This window comes from Nonomuraea guangzhouensis (assembly GCF_019396345.1).
In the GTDB taxonomy this organism is placed as follows: Bacteria; Actinomycetota; Actinomycetes; order Streptosporangiales; family Streptosporangiaceae; genus Nonomuraea; species Nonomuraea guangzhouensis.
Genome location: NZ_JAHKRM010000044.1, coordinates 1 through 16502, shown reverse-complemented (window position 1 = coordinate 16502; position 16502 = coordinate 1). Strand labels below are relative to the sequence as shown.

Below are 16502 nucleotides of genomic sequence, written 5' to 3'. Positions count from 1 at the left end.
CCCCGGATGTGGCGGCAGCGTTCCAGCGCGAGCCCGGCCAGCGGACGATCACTCTTCAGTGATCGCAGCGATCGTCACTGTGAGCAAGCTCACTCACTGACCAGATGATGAATTCGGTCAGTTCGTCTTACGGTGGAGGCATGGACATCAGAAACAGCAGCAATCGCCGGGCGCTGGTGGTCGGGCTCGGCATCAGCGGGATCGCGACCGCCCTGCGGCTCCGGCAGATCGGGTGGACCCCGGTCATCATCGAAAGAGCCCCGGCGCGCCGCACCGGCGGATACTTCATCGCGCTGTTCGGCGGCGGCCGGCCCGCCGCGCAACGCCTGGGCATCCTCGACAATCTGAACGACCGCATGCCCGGTGGCGCCAGCTACGAAATCGACCGCGCGGGCAACCGGCGCGCCGGCCTCGGTTACAAGGACCTGCCGGGCAGCCCCTGGATGATGCTGCGCGGCGACGTCGAACAAGCCGCCTTCGCCGCGCTTCCCGACGATGTCGAGATCCGCTACTCGACCGTGCCGGTCCGCATCGAGCAGGACGCCGACGGCGTGGACGTCACGCTGACCAACACCGCGGACGACACCTCCCTCACCGAGCGGTTCGACCTGGTGGTCGGCGCGGACGGGCTGCGCTCCACCGTGCGGTCGCTGGCGTTCGGGCCGCACGAGGATTACCTGCGCCGGCTGAACTACATGGCGGTCGCCTTCCAGCTTCCCGGCCCGCTCAGCGACCTCCATCAAGACGACGGGGCCGTCCTGATGGAGCCCAACCGGTCAATGTGGATCTTCCCGTTCGCCGGCAGCCCGCCGACCGTGCTGCTGAGCTACCACACTGACGACGTGGACGCCGAGTTCACCCAGCCGCCCGCCCAGAGGGTGCGCGCGGCGTTCGGCCCCGAGCCGACCGGCCGCGCGCTGGGCGAGGCGCTGGAGGCGCTGGAGACCGCCGACGACCTGCTGTTCGACTCCGTCGAACAGGTGCACATGGACCGCTGGCACCGCGGCCGCATCGTGCTCGTCGGCGACTCGGCGTGGTGCGTCACCCTGTATGCGGGCATGGGGGTCTCGACGGGGATATCCGGGGCGGACCTGCTCGGCACCATGCTGCAGCGCCACCCCGAGGACGTGGCACAGGCCTTGGCCGAGTGGGAACGCGCGCTGCGCCCCAATCTGGACGTCTTCCAGCGCAACGGGATCCAGCAACGCCAGTTCTTCGTTCCGGCCACCTCTTTCGAGCTCGCGCTCCGCAAGGCCATGACCGTGGGGACGCAGATCCCGGTGGTCTCCTCGCTGCTGCGGCAGCTGCAGACCAGGGACAAGGCGGGAAGGCTCAAGGACACCGACATCGCCCTGGTATGAGGCTCGGCCCGCTCCCGCGGGTCCAGCCCGGCACAGGCAAGCCCATCGGCACGGCAAAGGAAACGACCATGACAACATCGACGGGACACGACTCCGCCACGGCCTCCCGGATTCTCGCCGCGGCCAGGGACCTGGTGCTCAAACGCGGGGTCAAAGGGTTGACCGTCGCCGAGATCGCGGAACGGGCGCACGTCGGCAAGGGCACGGCGTACCTGTACTGGCCCACCAAGGAAGATCTCCTGTTCGGGCTGTTCGCCCGGGACTTCCTGACCGTCCTGGACCACGAGATCGACGCGACGACCGCCGATGCGGACCTGTGCCGCCCGCACCGGCTCTGCCCGCAACTCCTGCAGCGCGCCCTGGACAACCCGTTCATGCGCGCCATGCAGACCGGCGACGCCGACCTGCTGGGCGCCCTGGCCCAACATCCACGCAGCATGGAACTGCTCGACCTGGTGGGCCCCGCCGCGCTGATGTACACGGTGCTGCCGGTCTGGCGCCGACACCGCCTGGTGCGAACCGACTGGCCGCTCGATGAGCAGGCCTACGCACTCCAGGCTCTCATGACCGGCTTTCTCGCCGCCACAACCCGCCCGCAGGTTCTGCCCGGCGTCACCGTCGAGGCCCCCGAGGCGGTCATGGCCGCCGCGGTGACGGCCCTGCTCGGCCCCGAACAAGCCAGCCCCGACGAGGTCCGCGCAGCCGCCACGGAAGGCCTGCGGCTGCTGCGCGAGCGACGCCAGGCCGTGCTCGCCCTGATCACCCCCAACCAGGAAACCACGTAAGAAACCACGCACGTTCAGCAACCGGGCCATGACCGGTGCTACTAAGAGACGACGGAGGCAAAGGGATGACTCGAACGACCGAGACGACCCAGACGGTGATCGACCGCTACATCACGCTCTTCGACCGCACGGCACACGACCCCGCAGCTGTGGAGGAGTATCGGTCGATCTTCGCGACGGACGCGACCGTGCAGCTCGCCGAAGAGATGGAGCCGGTGACCGGCCTGCCCGCGATCATGGAGGTCTACCGGGGGATGGCCGCGGCCATGGCCGACAGCAAGCACCTCTGGGACACCACGGTGCTCGACGACGGCAGGATCGAGTGCCACTGGGTCAACATCACGCGATCGGCCGACGGGCGCCTGCTGGCCATGAGCGGCATCGAGTACGCGACCGTCAACGCCGACGGGCTGATGACGAACCTGACCAACCGAATGGTGACCCCGGAAAGCATGACCTGACCGGTCCGGGCAGCCCTCCTCGGCGCCGAGGTGCCTGCTGAAACTGTTTGCCAAGCGGGAGCCGAAGCAGCCCCGCGCCCACACGGACGCCTGCACCAGGCGCACCACATCCGCATCGGCGAACCGAGTCCAAGCCGATCACGCTGTTTATGACTCGTTGTCCTGTCTGAAAGATCATCGTGTAGCAGCTTCGCGTCTACACGCTCCGCGCCCCGGAAGCATTGGCCACCTACGAGGCCATCTGGTCCAAACACATTCGCAGCCTCGCCAAGCACGGCGTCACCACCCACGGCGTCTGGACGGCTCCGAAGGCTAAGACACCCCAGCTCATCCCCGCCCGCGAGTCGCCCCAGCGCTGACCGCGAATTTCTGTTCCGCGCGAGCGCCAAGCGTGCGCACTCGGCAAAGCCCCGGGCACACCGAATCACTGCGCTCCGAGCGCGACCCGCACGATCTCCGAAAGGACGTGCAATGTCCGGCAACATCAAGAGCAAACCCATTCCGCGCAGCATTCTCATCTTCGGCGCGACCGGCCACATCGGCGGGCCGCTGGCACGCTTTCTGCACCGTGAGGTGCCGCAGATCCAGCTGCGCCTGGCAAGCAGCAAGCCGGAACGCCTCGATGACCTTCGCCGCGACTTCCCGCACGCCGAAGCGGTCTACGCCGACTACTTCGACCTCTCCTCGCTCGAGTCCGCCGTACAAGGGATGGAGGGGGTCTTCGTCATCACCACCAACGGAACGGACGAACGGCCCGCCATGACGAACCTGGTGGACGCCCTCAAGAAAGCCGACACCTCGACCCACGTCCTGCGCGTTCTGGGCCTGCAGCCGGAGGCCAGCCGACGGCGCATCCCGCAGTCGATCCGCGACGCGGGTTTCCTGCTCCCCACTCAACATCCCATCGCGAAACAGATCCTCGACGACAGCGACCTGCCGGTGACCTATCTCAACATCGGCGCCACGTTCATGGACAATCTCTTCCGGATGAAGGAAGGCCTGCGCCGCGAGCGCAAGCTCATCTGGCACGACCGCCTCATCCCCTTCATCGACCCGCGCGACATCGCCGAAGTCGCGGGACGCTTGTTCCTCTCCGACAACCATCGGCACATCGGCCAGTTCCACACACTGAACAACGGTCACGACCTCATGCGCCACAGCGAAGCCGCCCAGCTGATGACCGAGGTCTTCGGCGAGAAGATCACCCATGACGGCAGCAAGGAAGGCTTTCTCAACGAATACTCCCGGTTGTTCGGCCCGTTCGCCACGGGCGTCTGGGAGTTCTTCGAATACGAGAGGGAGAACGAAGTCGTCTGGGCCCGCAACGATTTCGTCGAACGGACCCTTGGGCGTAAACCGCTCACCTTGCGCGAATGGCTGCAGGAACACGCGCAACTCCTGCTGGCATAAGGCCTGCCAGGCTATCCCTCGCCTCGATCCCGGCGCCCAGACGCCGAGCCGGGGCGGCGATCAACCCCCTGTGTGCTCCGTTACCGCCCTGGTTGACCGTGGCCTCATGACACGGGGCCCACCCGCCTACGAGAGAGACCAACCATGCCATCTCCCGATAAGGTCCGAAAGACGCCCCCTTCCCGGTCGACTACCGGAAAGCACCGACGGAACACCATCCTTCTCGTCTCCGGACTGCTGCTCACCACGTTCATTGCCTTCATCTCGCATGAATGGGGTGCGACATGGCACTCGATCCTCGGGATCGGCGCGTTCGGAGTCGTCGCCTGGCACGTGTGCACGCAGCGCCGCTGGGTGAGATCCGCGGCGGCACGCCGCATGGCGCATCCCGAGCGCAAGCTCGTGATCTTCAATCCCTTGCTGGCCCTCACCTTCGGCGCCGTCATGATCTCGGGCATCCCGGTATGGCTGGCCGGTGCCGGCGGCGTCGTCGAGCGGGTCCACACCATCTCCGGGATGGCCTTCCTCCCCCTGGTGATCATCCACCTGATTCTCAATCGCCACCGCGTCGCCGCCGGGTTGAGCCGTCGCCGGGCTGCCATCTGATCCCTCCGTATCGGCGGTGTCACTCGCACGGCGACACCTAAGGTGCCGGGCCGTCGCCCCTTACCGCAGCGGCCGCAGCCGGAAGGAACGCGGTCGTCAGGCGAAGACAGGTCAGTCCTTGCCGAGGCTCGTGTGCAGGCCGGCCGACCTGGGCGTCTGTTGCGGCATACCGCCAGGTTGCTTCACGGAAGGGGCATTTCCTGAGGTCAACCGTCTCCGTCCGTTCCGCCTGGGCTGGTTGGTGACCCGTTGCACCGGCGGAATCGGCAGGGCCCCGGCAACGGGCGCTCCGGCGTGACCGGACGTGCCCTAGCCATGAGCCGGTACGAGATGCTCGCGCCGCACCCGCACGAGGGAGTGCCGCTGGCACGACTGGCCGCTGCCCAGGACGAGGGTGGCGTCTGCTATCGGACGCTGCATCGGTGGCTGGTCGACTACCGGCAAGGCGGTCTGGACGCCTTGCCGCGGCCGGGCCGCCACGACAAAGGGCTGCGCCGCTTCCCCGACGAACTCGTGGCCTTCATCGAAGGGCTGGCCCTACGCAAGCCTCGCCTGAGTGCGGCCGCCATCCACCGGCAAGCCGAAAGCATCGCCAAGGCCACGGCTGGCCGTGGCCCGCCTATCGGACCGTGGCCCGCATCGTCACCGATCTGGACCCCGCTCTGGTCACCCTCGGCCTTGAGGGCACCAAGAAATACCGGGAAACCTATGACCTGGTCTACCGGCGCGAAGCCAAGGCTCCGAACGAGATCTGGCAGGCCGACCACACCGAGCTGGACATCTGGGTGCTCGACGACAAAGGCCGACCGGCCCGGCCGTGGCTGACCGCCATCGAGGACGACCACTCCCGCGATCTGCCGCAAATGCGAACCAGACTGGCACGTGTGCGGCATCCTGTCGGTGTTCCACCTCGACCACGGCTCCGACTTCACCTCGGCGCATCTGGAAGGCCACCTCGACGGTACCCGCCCCGTCAGCTCCGACGGCGATGCCTCGGCCGGGCAGATCCTGGCCCCACCTCAACCTCGGCGACGCCGACGACTACGCCACCACGAAGCACTCGCTGCCATCACCCGCATCACCAGTGGCAACTTCCGCCTCGCACAGCCACCCAGAAATCGCGCACCACCACACAACATCACGCACAGGCCCGTTGCCCGGCCCCGAGTCCTCGGGGCCGGGCAACGGCCTTCACAACGCCCACCAGTCCATCAAGCAGCTGCCGAGCCAGCACGACAAGAGCGCGGCAGAAACAGCGACATTGACTGCGGCACGTCACACCCAGGGTCAGGCAATCACCCGGCCGAGTTGGCCTTGAGGTAGTCGCTGTTCATCTGGGCGATCGTGTCCAGCGGAATCCCCTTGGGGCAGACAGCGGTGCACTCACCCGTGTTCGTACACCCGCCGAACCCCTCAGCGTCCATCTGGTCCACCATCGCCTTGGCCCGCGTCAGCCGTTCCGGCTGGCCCTGGGGAAGGAGCGACAGGTGGGTGATCTTCGCGGCCGTGAAGAGGGATGCCGAGCCGTTGGGGCAGGCCGCCACGCAGGCGCCGCAGCCGATGCAGGTGGCGGCGTCGAAGGCGTCGTCGGCGTCCTCCTTGCGGACCGGGATGCTGTGGGCGTCGGGGGCCGAACCCGCCGGGACCGAGACGAAGCCGCCGGCCTGGATGATGCGGTCGAACGCCGACCGGTCCACCACCAGGTCCTTCACCACCGGGAACGGCGCCGCGCGCCACGGTTCGATGGTGATGGTGGCGCCGTCTTCGAAGTGGCGCATGTGGAGCTGGCAGGTGGTGGTGGCGCGCTGCTCGCCGTGGGCGACGCCGTTGATGACCATGCCGCACATGCCGCAGATGCCCTCGCGGCAGTCGTGGTCGAAGGCCACCGGGTCGTCGCCCGAGAGGATGAGGCGCTCGTTGAGCACGTCGAGCATCTCCAGGAACGACATATCCGGCGAGACCTCTTCAACCCGATAAGTCACCATCTTTCCGGGAGCTGAGGGGCCGCTCTGGCGCCAGACGCGAAGGGTCAGGTTCACTTGTAGCTCCGCTGGGTCATCTTGACGTACTCGTACTCGAGCGATTCCTTGTGCAGCACCGGTCCGTCCCCGGAGAACTCCCAGGCCGACACGTGGGCGAAGTGCTCGTCATCGCGCAGGGCCTCGCCCTCGGCGTCCTGCGACTCGGCGCGGAAGTGGCCGCCGCACGACTCGGTACGGATCAGCGCGTCGAGGCACATGAGCTCGGCCAGGTCGAAGAAGTCCGCGACCCGCCCGGCCTTCTCCAGGACCTGGTTCAGCTCCTCGGCGGTCCCCGACACCTTCACGTCACGCCAGAACTCCTCGCGCAGCTCCGGAATGCGCTCCAGCGCCTTGCGCAGCGACTCCTCGGTGCGCTCCATGCCGCAGTAGTCCCACATGATCTTGCCCAGCTCCCGGTGGAAGGAGTCGGGGGTGCGCGTGCCGTTCACCGCGAGCAGCCGGTCGATCCTGGTCCGCACCTTGATCTCGGCCTCGGCCACGGCCTCGTCGGAGACCTCCTCGAACGGCCCGGCCGCCAGGTAGTCGCCGAGCGTCGTGGGCAGCACGAAGTAGCCGTCGGCCAGGCCCTGCATCAGCGCGGAGGCGCCCAGGCGGTTGGCGCCGTGGTCGGAGAAGTTGGCCTCGCCGATCACGAACAGGCCGGGGATCGTGGACTGCAGGTCGTAGTCGACCCACAGGCCGCCCATCGTGTAGTGGACGGCCGGGTAGATGCGCATCGGCGTCTCATAGGGGTTCTCGCCCGTGATGCGCTCGTACATCTCGAAGAGGTTGCCGTACTTCTTCTCCACGGCCTCCCGCCCGAGGCGGCTGATCGCGTCGGCGAAGTCCAGGTAGACGCCCAGCCCGCCGGGGCCGACGCCGCGCCCCTCGTCGCAGACGTTCTTGGCGGCGCGGGAGGCGATGTCCCGGGGGACGAGGTTCCCGAAAGCCGGATAAATCCGTTCCAGGTAGTAATCGCGGTCGGCTTCCGGGATGTCGCCAGGAGCCCGCGAATCCCCGCCGACGACAGGCACCCACACGCGGCCGTCGTTGCGCAGCGACTCCGACATCAGCGTCAGCTTCGACTGGTACTCGCCCGACACCGGGATGCAGGTCGGGTGGATCTGCGTGTAGCAGGGGTTGGCGAAGTACGCGCCGCGCTCGTGCGCCCGCCAGATCGCCGTGGTGTTGCACCCCTTGGCGTTCGTGGACAGGAAGAACACGTTCCCGTAGCCGCCGGAGGCCAGCACGACCGCGTCGGCCACGTGCCGCTCGATCTCACCCGTGATCATGTCGCGGACGATGATCCCGCGCGCCCGGCCGTCGGCGACGATCAGGTCGAGCATCTCGTGCCGGGTGAACATCTCCACGGTCCCGGCCGCGATCTGCCGCTCCAGGGCCTGGTAGGCGCCGAGCAGCAGCTGCTGGCCCGTCTGGCCGCGCGCGTAGAAGGTACGGGAGACCTGCGCGCCGCCGAAGGAGCGGGTGTCCAGCAGCCCGCCGTACTCACGGGCGAACGGGACGCCCTGGGCGACCGCCTGGTCGATGATGTTCACCGAGACCTGGGCGAGGCGGTAGACGTTCGACTCGCGGGCCCGGAAGTCCCCGCCCTTCACCGTGTCGTAGAAGAGGCGATAAATCGAGTCACCGTCGCCGCGATAGTTCTTCGCGGCGTTGATCCCGCCCTGCGCGGCGATGGAGTGCGCGCGGCGCGGCGTGTCCTGGTAGCAGAACGACTTGACGTTGTAGCCCAGCTCGCCCAGCGTCGCGGCGGCCGAACCGCCGGCCAGGCCGGTGCCGACCACGATCACGTTGAGCTTGCGCTTGTTGGCCGGGTTGACGAGCTTGGCGGCGAACTTCCGCTTCTCCCACCGCTCCTCGATGGGGCCCGAGGGAGCCTTGGCGTCCTGGATCTCGGGGCCTTCGGTGTACTTCACTTGATCACTCCGAACGTGACGGCGAGCGGCGGCGCGAGAAAACCGATGACCAGGACCGCGGACACCAGCGCCGCGACCGGGCGAAGGGCCTTGAACCGGGCGGCCCAGCCGAGCGTCTGGAACATGCTCCAGATGCCGTGCCGCAGGTGCAGGCCGACCATGACGACGGCCACGACGTAGAAGAGCGTGACCCACCAGCGCGACAGGTCGAACCCGGCGATCATCCGGTCGGCCGGCGCGGAGTCGAACCCCTTGGGGTTCACCACGCCGAAGGTCAGGTCGAGCAGGTGCCAGACCAGGAAGAGCAGGATCGTGACGCCGCCCCACCGCATGATGTGCGTGGTGTAGCCCTGGGCCTGCGACTTCTTGGCCACGTACTTCACCGGCCGGGCGTGGCGGGCCCGCCGCGCGAGCGAGATCGCCGCCCACATGTGCAGGCCCACCGACACGACGAGGCCGACTTCCAGGATCGTCAGCACCGTCCGGTACGGCGCGAGCGGCTCCAGCAGCGTGCGCAGCGCCTCGGCGTACTCGTTGAACGAGTCCTTGCCCAGGAAGATCTTGAGGTTGCCCAGCATGTGGAGGACCAGGAAGAGCACCATGGCGGCGCCCGTCACGGCCATGATGGCCTTCTTGCCGTTCGACGAGCGCAGGAACCCGCCGCGCTTTCCGGGCGTTGGCTTCTTCGGTGCGGGCTTCGAGTTCGAGACCGGCGCGGTAGCGGCGCCCCGCTCAATCGTGGCTGTCACGCCTTAAGACGCTAGATATCCAGCCATGATCCGTCCAAGTCATGACGGGCCTGGTTTCCATAGCCTTCAGCTATGATGCTTGGTTTGTACGGCCGACGTAAGGAAATCCTGTCAGCCGGTGCGAGGAAAATCACATGCAGTTGCAGCAACTCGCCTACTTCGTCGCGGTGGCGGAGACCAGGCACTTCACCCAGGCCGCCGAGCGGATGCGCGTCGCCCAGCCGTCACTCAGCAAGCAGATCAAGGCGTTGGAGAGCGACCTCGGCGCCCCGCTGTTCTCCAGGGCGCGTGGCAACGTCACGCTGACCCCGGCGGGAGAGGCGCTGCTGCCGCTCGCCCGCCGGATGCTGGCCGACGCCGGCACCGCCAGGCAGGAGGTGGCCGAGCTCGCCGGGCTGCGCAGGGGCCGCGTACGGCTCGGCGCCACGCCCTCACTCTGCGCCGGGCTGCTGGCCGACGCCCTGGCCCGCTTCCACCGCGCCTACCCGGGCATCGAGCTGCTGGTCGAGGAGGACGGCTCACGTGACCTGGTCAGGGCGCTGGCCCGCGGGCAGCTCGATCTTTCGCTCATCATCACGCCGCTGCAGGGCGACGATCCGTCCCTGGTGACCGAGGAGATCCTGCGCGAGAACCTGGTCGTGGTGACGCCGTCCCACCAGCCGGAGCGCAAGCCGTACCTGCGCATCGAGGATCTGCGCGGCCGGGCGATGGTGATGTTCCGGCGCGGCTACGACCTGCGCGAGGCCACGCTGGCGGCGTGCCGCCAGGCCGGGTTCGAGCCCAGGTTCGCGGTGGAGGGCGGGGAGATGGACGCCGTCCTGCGGTTCGTGGAGGCGGGGCTGGGGCTGGCCGTGGTGCCGTCCATGGTGCTCGACGGACGGCCGGGGCTGACCGGCACTCCGCTGGCACCGCCGGGGCTGAGCCGGACCATCGCGCTGGCCCACCGCAAGGACGTGGAGCCGACGAGGGCGGCGCAGGCGTTCCGGGCGACGCTGCTCTCCTTCATCGTCGAGGCCGGTCACGATCGCACGCTTCCGCAAGGGGTAGAGCTCATCGCAGAATGAACCGCAACAGGTCCAAACTTCTATGAAGAGGCGCGTGTGACGGCAACGCTCAACGAAACGCTGACGCTCCTCCTCATCGAGGACGACGACGGTGACGCGTTCCTGGTGGAGGAGCTCCTCAAGCAGGCCGAGGCCCCACCGCGGATCACCTGGGTACGCAGTCTGGAGGAGGGCAAGGCCAAGCTCACCTCCCGGATCCAGTGCGTACTCGTCGACCTCTCGCTCCCCGACGCCACCGGCCTGGAGGCGCTGGAGCAGGTGCTGGCGGCGGCACCGCACGCGGCCGTGCTGGTGCTCACCGGGCTGCGCGACGCGCACGTGGGGGTCGCCGCAGTCAAGGCCGGCGCGCAGGACTACCTGGTCAAGCAGGACGTCGACGCGCGGCTGCTGGCCAGGGCCATCCGCTACGCGATGGAACGCAAGCGGGCCGATCTGGCGCAGCTCCAGTTGGTCGCGGCCGAGCTGACCGCCAAGGAGAACGCCCGGCTGGAGAGCGGCCTGCTGCCCGTCGCCCTGCTGCACACCGACGCGCTGGAACACACCACCCGTTACCTGCCGGGCAGCCAGGGGGCGCTGCTGGCCGGCGACTTCCTCGACACCGTGCAGACGCCCGACGGTTCGGTGCACATCGTGATCGGCGACGTCTGCGGGCACGGCCCCGCCGAGGCCGCGCTCGGCGTGGCGCTCCGCATCGCCTGGCGCACGCTGGTGCTCGCCGGGCAGACCGGCGACCGGCTGCTGCGCACGCTCGACGCCGTGCTGCGCGCGGAGCGCCAGGCCCCGGAGATCTTCACCACGCTCTGCATGGCGACGATCACGCCCGACCTGCGCGACGCCAGGATGCGGGTCGTCGGCCATCCACCGCCGGTCCTGGTCCGCGACGGGGTCGTCAGCGTGGTCGACGGCGCGCCCTCGGGTCCGCCGCTCGGCATCTTCTCCGATGCCGAATGGACCATTCTCGACGTGCCCCTGGGCGACGAATGGTCCATGATGCTCTACACCGACGGCCTGATCGAAGCCGCGGTGGGCGAGCAGAAGGAGCTCCTCGGCGTGGACGGACTGGTCGACCTCGTACGCGAGCACGGCTCGATCGACCTCGACCGGCTCATCAGGCACGTGGGCACGCTCAGCGACGACCTCGCCGCGATACTCGTCAGCAGGAGGTCGGAGTGAGGATCCATCCGCTGCCCCCGCCGAAGCCGGCGACGGGCCTCGGCAAGTTGCCGGTGGCCCGCTGGTTCGTCGCGATCGGCGTGGTGACCGCCGTGGCGTTCGTGATGGGGTCCGTGCTGATCATGATGCTGGTCGCCGACGTACGGGCGCAGCGCCCGCTGCCCAGGGTCGCCGCCCAGCTCGACCGGCTGAACGTGGCGCTGATCGTGCTGCTGGTCGTGCTGACCGTGGCGGGGCTCGGGCTGGTGTTCATCGTCCGCTTCGCCGTACTGAAGCCCATCGCCCAGCTGACCGACCAGGTGCGCAAGGTCGCGGCGGGCGACTTCGACCACGAGCTGAGCGTGGAGCGGCCGGCGGAGCTGGCCGAGCTGTCGAGCCACGTCGACTCCATGCGCAGGCGTGTCGTGACGGCCTGGCGCCGGGCCGAGGACCAGGCCGACGAGCTGCGCAGGTCCAACGGGGAGCTGGAGCAGTTCGCCTACGTCGCCAGTCACGACCTGCAGGAGCCGCTCCGCAAGGTGGCCAGCTTCACGCAGATGCTGGAGCAGAGGTACGGAGACCGGCTCGACGACCGGGCCAAGGAGTACATCCGCTACGCGGTCGACGGCGCCAAGCGCATGCAGTTGCTCATCAACGACCTGCTCGACTTCTCCAGGGTCGGCCGGGTCACCGGCGAACGGGTGACCACCGACACGGGCGCCGCGCTCTCCACGGCCCTGGACAACCTCTCGGCCGCGATCGAGGACACCGGGACGGTCGTCACCAGGGACGACATGCCCAAGGTCGTCGGCAACCGGGGCCAGCTCACCCAGCTCTTCCAGAACCTGATCGAGAACGCCGTCAAGTTCCGCTCGGATCTGCCGCCGCGCGTGCACATCGGTGTCAAGCGGGCAGGCGAGATGTGGGAGTTCAGCTGCGCGGACAACGGGATCGGGGTGGAGGCCAAGTACGCGGACCGCATCTTCCTGATATTTCAGCGTTTGCATGCGAGAGACGTGTATCCAGGGACTGGCATCGGGCTCGCGCTGTGCCGCAAGATCGTCGAGTATCACGGTGGCCAGCTCTGGCTCGACAACGAGGCCGGCGAGGCCGACGAGCAGGGCGCGACGTTCCGCTGGACCCTGCCCGCGGCTGGAGATGAAGATGACGACTGACTGGCGGCCGATCGAGGTGCTCCTCGTCGAGGACGATCAGGGTGACATCCTCCTCACCAGGGAGGCGTTCGACTTCAACAAGGTCCGCAACCGCCTGCACGTGGTCAACGACGGTGAGCAGGCGATGGCCTTCCTGCGCCGGGAGAACGACTACCACGACGCCCCGAGGCCCGACCTCATGCTGCTCGACCTGAACCTGCCGCGGATGGGCGGCCTGGAGGTGCTCAGCGAGGTCAAGGCCGATGCCGAGCTGCGGACGATCCCGGTGGTGATCCTGACGACCTCGGAGGCGGAGGAGGACATCCTGCACAGCTACCGGCTGCACGCCAACGCTTACGTCTCCAAGCCGGTGGATTTTGAGCAATTTATCCGGGTTGTCCGCCAAATAGATGATTTTTTCGTGACTGTGGTTAAGCTGCCGAGCAAAGGGCAGCCCACGTGACAGGGGGACGTGACAGGAATCACAGGTAGTCCTCGAAAAAGTGAGTGACCCTCCTCACAAATCCCGAGGCGGTCGTCGTAACGTATCCCCCACCAAATGCGCGCCGCGAGCGGAGGCCACGCCCCGCCGTGTACGCGCCAACCGAACGACCCGGATTCCCTGTGAGCAGGGTCCGCGGGAGGTGGAGAGGTCCGCGATGACCCAGACGACGCCCGATGCTCCTGTCAGAAGGCAGCGTGCGCAGATCAGGGTGCGCACGTTGCGCACCGACAGATGGTGGCTGGCCCCGCTGCTGACGTTCCTGGCGCTCAGCGCCTTCCTCGTCTACGGCGTGTGGGCGATCATCGACGGCAGCTACTATTTCGACCCGTACATCGCCCCGTTCTCGTCGCCCTGCCTCACCACCTCGTGTGCTGAGGGAGCGCGGCTGTTCGGCTGGGCGCCGATCGGCGACTGGTACACGCTGCCGCCCGGCCTGCTGATCCTCGGCCTGCCCGGTGGATTCCGGCTGACGTGCTACTACTACCGCAAGTCCTACTATCGGTCGTTCTGGCTGTCGCCGCCCGCGTGCGCCGTACAGGAGCCGCACGGCAAGTACAGCGGTGAGACGCGCTTCCCGCTGATCATGCAGAACATCCACCGGTACTTCTTCTACGCGGCCATCGTCATCGGCGCGATCCTGAGCTACGACGCGATCCTCGCGGTCATCCACAAGCCGCTGGGCCTGGGCTCCTGGGTCCTGATCGCCAACGCCGTCCTGATCGTCGCCTACACGCTGTCGTGCCACTCCTGCCGGCACATCACCGCGGGCCGGCTCAACCACTTCTCCCGGCACCCGCTTCGCTACCGGGCCTGGACCTTCGTCTCCAAGCTCAACGCCAAGCACCAGCCCCTCGCGTGGGCCTCGATGTTCTCCGTCATGGGCGCCGACCTGTACGTCCGCCTCGTCGCCAAGGGCATCATCGCCTTCCCGTACGCGTAAGGCCTCTTCTGTTAGGACATTCTGTGGAAATCGAGCGTCACGAATACGACGTCGTCGTCATCGGCGCGGGCGGCGCCGGACTGCGGGCCGCGATCGAGGCCCGCCAGCAGGGCAAGCGGACGGCGATCGTCTGCAAGTCGCTGTTCGGCAAGGCCCACACGGTCATGGCCGAGGGCGGCGCGGCCGCCGCGATGGGCAACGTCAACCCGGACGACAACTGGATGGTGCACTTCCGTGACACCATGCGGGGCGGCAAGTTCCTGAACAACTGGCGGATGGCCGAACTCCACGCCAAGGAGGCCCCCGACCGGGTCTGGGAGCTGGAGGCGTGGGGCGCGCTGTTCGACCGCACCAAGGACGGCAAGATCAGCCAGCGTAACTTCGGCGGGCACGAGTACCCCCGGCTGGCCCACGTCGGTGACCGTACCGGCCTAGAGCTGATCCGCACGCTGCAGCAGCGCGTCGTCGCGCTGCAGCAGGAGGACTTCGAGACACACGGCGACCACGAGGCCTACATCAAGGTCTTCGCGGAATGTACGGTCACCCGCCTGCTCAAGGACGGCGACCGTATCTCGGGTGGCTTCGGCTACTGGCGCGAGTCCGGAAATTTCGTGGTCTTTGATGCGCCCGCGGTCGTGCTGGCGACCGGCGGCATCGGCAAGTCCTACGTGGTGACCTCCAACTCCTGGGAGTACACCGGTGACGGCCACGCCCTGGCCCTGCTGGCCGGCGCGAACCTGATCAACATGGAGTTCATCCAGTTCCACCCCACCGGGATGGTCTGGCCGCCGTCCGTGCGCGGCATCCTCGTCACCGAGTCGGTCCGCGGCGACGGTGGCGTGCTGCGTAACTCCGACGGCGAGCGCTTCATGTTCAAGTACATCCCTGAGGTGTTCAAGGACAAGTACGCCACCACCGAGGAGGAGGGCGACCGCTGGTACACCGACCAGGCCAACAACCGCCGTCCCCCGGAGCTGCTGCCGCGTGACGAGGTGGCCCGCGCGATCAACGCCGAGGTGAAGGCGGGCCGCGGCTCGCCCCAGGGTGGCGTCTTCCTCGACGTGTCCACCCGACTCCCGGCCGAGGAGATCAAGCGGCGGCTGCCGTCGATGCACCACCAGTTCAAGGAGCTGGCGGACGTCGACATCACCGCCGAGCCCATGCAGGTGGGCCCGACCTGCCACTACATCATGGGCGGCGTCGAGGTCGACGCCGACACCGGTGCGGCGGCCGTGCCTGGGCTCTTCGCCGCGGGCGAGGTCTCGGGCGGCATGCACGGCTCCAACCGCCTGGGCGGCAACTCGCTGTCCGACCTGCTGGTCTTCGGCCGCCGGGCGGGTGCCGGCGCGGCCGCGTACATCGACGCCCTGCCGACCAGGCCCAAGGTGGTCCAGGAGCTCGTGGAGGAGGCGCACGCCGAGGCCCTGGCGCCGCTGGGCCGCTCCGGGGAGAACCCCTACGAGGTCCACCACGAGCTCCAGCGGACGATGAACGACCTGGTCGGCATCATCCGCAAGGCCGAAGAGGTGTCCGAGGCCCTGGAGGTCGTGGAGAAGCTCAAGGAGCGCGTACGCCTGGTCGGCGCGGCCGGCTCGCGCATCTACAACCCCGGCTGGCACCTCGCGATCGACCTGCGCAACATGGTCCTCGTCTCGGAGTGCGTGGCGCGGGCCGCGCTGCTGCGCGAGGAGAGCCGTGGCGGGCACACCCGTGACGACTTCCCCGGCATGAACCCAGTCTGGCGCCGCAAGCTGCTCGTCTGCTCGACGGAGGACGGCTCGTCCGTCTCGGTCGAGGAGAAGGTCCAGCCTTCGATGGCCGATCACCTGATCAAGCTGTTCGACCGGGACGAGCTGACGAAATACCTCACCGACGAAGAGATGACCGAGTTCGACGGGATCGCAAAGTCATGAGCTACAAGGCAAAGTTCAAGGTGTGGCGCGGTGAGGGCGGTGAGGGCAAGCTCGAGGACTTCACCGTCGAGGTGAACGAGGGCGAGGTCGTCCTCGACATCATCCACCGCCTGCAGGCCACGCAGGCGCCCGACCTGGCGGTCCGCTGGAACTGCAAGGCCGGCAAGTGCGGGTCCTGCTCGATGGAGATCAACGGGAAGCCGCGGCTGGGCTGTATGACGCGGATGTCCACCTTCACCGAGGACGAGACGATCACCGTCACCCCGATGCGGACTTTCCCCGTCATCAAGGACCTCGTCACCGACGTCTCGTTCAATTACGAAAAAGCGCGAGAAATCCCGTCGTTCACTCCGCCGGAGGGTGTCCGGCCGGGCGAGTACCGGATGAAGCAGGTCGACGTCGAGCGGTCCCAGGAGTTCCGCAAGTGCATCGAATGCTTCATGT

General features: G+C 67.8%; 15 protein-coding genes and 1 pseudogene. 13 read left to right on the top strand and 3 right to left on the bottom strand.

Annotation, left to right across the window (positions count from 1 at the left end):
• The first annotated feature begins 140 nt into the window (after nucleotides 1-140).
• The 6 genes and pseudogenes from KME78_RS55330 (at nucleotide 141) to KME78_RS55305 (ending at nucleotide 4623) form a co-directional block, all read left to right on the top strand.
• Nucleotides 141-1361, top strand: coding sequence for an FAD-dependent monooxygenase (locus KME78_RS55330; RefSeq protein ID WP_246654571.1), 1221 nt, complete (start codon nucleotides 141-143; stop codon nucleotides 1359-1361).
• Between the two features lie 68 nt (nucleotides 1362-1429).
• Complete coding sequence (locus tag KME78_RS55325) at nucleotides 1430-2146, top strand: TetR/AcrR family transcriptional regulator (protein WP_219538108.1); 717 nt, start codon at nucleotides 1430-1432, stop codon at nucleotides 2144-2146.
• Nucleotides 2147-2211: 65 nt separating this feature from the next.
• Complete coding sequence (locus tag KME78_RS55320) at nucleotides 2212-2607, top strand: nuclear transport factor 2 family protein (RefSeq protein ID WP_219538107.1); 396 nt, start codon at nucleotides 2212-2214, stop codon at nucleotides 2605-2607.
• 197 nt (nucleotides 2608-2804) lie between these two features.
• A pseudogene (locus KME78_RS68320) lies at nucleotides 2805-2966 on the top strand (hypothetical protein); the annotation flags it as partial.
• Between the two features lie 112 nt (nucleotides 2967-3078).
• Complete coding sequence (locus tag KME78_RS55310) at nucleotides 3079-4017, top strand: NAD(P)H-binding protein (RefSeq protein WP_219538105.1); 939 nt, start codon at nucleotides 3079-3081, stop codon at nucleotides 4015-4017.
• 378 nt (nucleotides 4018-4395) lie between these two features.
• Nucleotides 4396-4623: a DUF4405 domain-containing protein gene (locus KME78_RS55305; RefSeq protein WP_219538104.1), complete on the top strand. Its 228-nt coding sequence runs from the start codon at nucleotides 4396-4398 to the stop codon at nucleotides 4621-4623.
• A 1295-nt stretch (nucleotides 4624-5918) separates the two neighbouring features.
• Here the strand turns inward: KME78_RS55305 and KME78_RS55300 are convergent.
• Genes KME78_RS55300 through KME78_RS55290 form a run of 3 tightly spaced genes read right to left on the bottom strand, consistent with a single transcriptional unit; the run spans nucleotide 5919 to nucleotide 9330 of the window.
• Nucleotides 5919-6662 carry a succinate dehydrogenase/fumarate reductase iron-sulfur subunit gene (locus KME78_RS55300; protein WP_219538103.1) on the bottom strand — a complete coding sequence of 248 codons (744 nt, stop codon included), beginning with the start codon at nucleotides 6660-6662 and terminating at the stop codon, nucleotides 5919-5921.
• Entirely contained in the window at nucleotides 6659-8581 is a 1923-nt protein-coding gene (locus KME78_RS55295; protein ID WP_219538102.1) for a fumarate reductase/succinate dehydrogenase flavoprotein subunit, read from the bottom strand. The genes KME78_RS55300 and KME78_RS55295 overlap by 4 nt, the downstream gene beginning before the upstream one ends.
• Nucleotides 8578-9330 carry a succinate dehydrogenase cytochrome b subunit gene (locus KME78_RS55290; protein ID WP_219538101.1) on the bottom strand — a complete coding sequence of 251 codons (753 nt, stop codon included), beginning with the start codon at nucleotides 9328-9330 and terminating at the stop codon, nucleotides 8578-8580. Before KME78_RS55290 ends, KME78_RS55295 begins: the two co-directional genes overlap by 4 nt.
• A gap of 134 nt (nucleotides 9331-9464) precedes the next feature.
• On the opposite strand from KME78_RS55290, the gene KME78_RS55285 reads away from it, so the two are divergent.
• The 7 genes from KME78_RS55285 to KME78_RS55255 form a co-directional block, all read left to right on the top strand.
• Entirely contained in the window at nucleotides 9465-10394 is a 930-nt protein-coding gene (locus KME78_RS55285; protein WP_219538100.1) for a LysR family transcriptional regulator, read from the top strand.
• Between the two features lie 36 nt (nucleotides 10395-10430).
• Nucleotides 10431-11567: a PP2C family protein-serine/threonine phosphatase gene (locus tag KME78_RS55280; RefSeq protein WP_219538099.1), complete on the top strand. Its 1137-nt coding sequence runs from the start codon at nucleotides 10431-10433 to the stop codon at nucleotides 11565-11567.
• Entirely contained in the window at nucleotides 11564-12721 is a 1158-nt protein-coding gene (locus KME78_RS55275) for a sensor histidine kinase (RefSeq protein ID WP_308127506.1), read from the top strand. The genes KME78_RS55280 and KME78_RS55275 overlap by 4 nt, the downstream gene beginning before the upstream one ends.
• Nucleotides 12711-13163 (top strand): response regulator, encoded by a 453-nt coding sequence (locus KME78_RS55270; protein ID WP_219538098.1) that lies wholly within the window; start codon nucleotides 12711-12713, stop codon nucleotides 13161-13163. The genes KME78_RS55275 and KME78_RS55270 overlap by 11 nt, the downstream gene beginning before the upstream one ends.
• Nucleotides 13164-13413: 250 nt before the next feature.
• Nucleotides 13414-14145 carry a succinate dehydrogenase subunit SdhC gene (gene sdhC / locus KME78_RS55265; protein WP_308127512.1) on the top strand — a complete coding sequence of 244 codons (732 nt, stop codon included), beginning with the start codon at nucleotides 13414-13416 and terminating at the stop codon, nucleotides 14143-14145.
• A 23-nt stretch (nucleotides 14146-14168) separates the two neighbouring features.
• Nucleotides 14169-16058 carry a fumarate reductase/succinate dehydrogenase flavoprotein subunit gene (locus KME78_RS55260; RefSeq protein ID WP_219538096.1) on the top strand — a complete coding sequence of 630 codons (1890 nt, stop codon included), beginning with the start codon at nucleotides 14169-14171 and terminating at the stop codon, nucleotides 16056-16058.
• Nucleotides 16055-16502: succinate dehydrogenase/fumarate reductase iron-sulfur subunit (locus tag KME78_RS55255; protein ID WP_219538095.1), on the top strand; the 448-nt coding region annotated here is incomplete at its 3' end. The genes KME78_RS55260 and KME78_RS55255, both read left to right, overlap by 4 nt.

Coding starts and splice junctions, on each gene's coding strand:
- KME78_RS55320 (WP_219538107.1), top strand. CDS start 2,212: ATGACTCGAACGACCGAGACGACCCAGACGGTGATCGACCGCTACATC.
- KME78_RS55310 (WP_219538105.1), top strand. CDS start 3,079: ATGTCCGGCAACATCAAGAGCAAACCCATTCCGCGCAGCATTCTCATC.
- KME78_RS55325 (WP_219538108.1), top strand. CDS start 1,430: ATGACAACATCGACGGGACACGACTCCGCCACGGCCTCCCGGATTCTC.
- KME78_RS55270 (WP_219538098.1), top strand. CDS start 12,711: ATGACGACTGACTGGCGGCCGATCGAGGTGCTCCTCGTCGAGGACGAT.
- KME78_RS55285 (WP_219538100.1), top strand. CDS start 9,465: ATGCAGTTGCAGCAACTCGCCTACTTCGTCGCGGTGGCGGAGACCAGG.
- KME78_RS55330 (WP_246654571.1), top strand. CDS start 141: ATGGACATCAGAAACAGCAGCAATCGCCGGGCGCTGGTGGTCGGGCTC.
- KME78_RS55305 (WP_219538104.1), top strand. CDS start 4,396: ATGGCGCATCCCGAGCGCAAGCTCGTGATCTTCAATCCCTTGCTGGCC.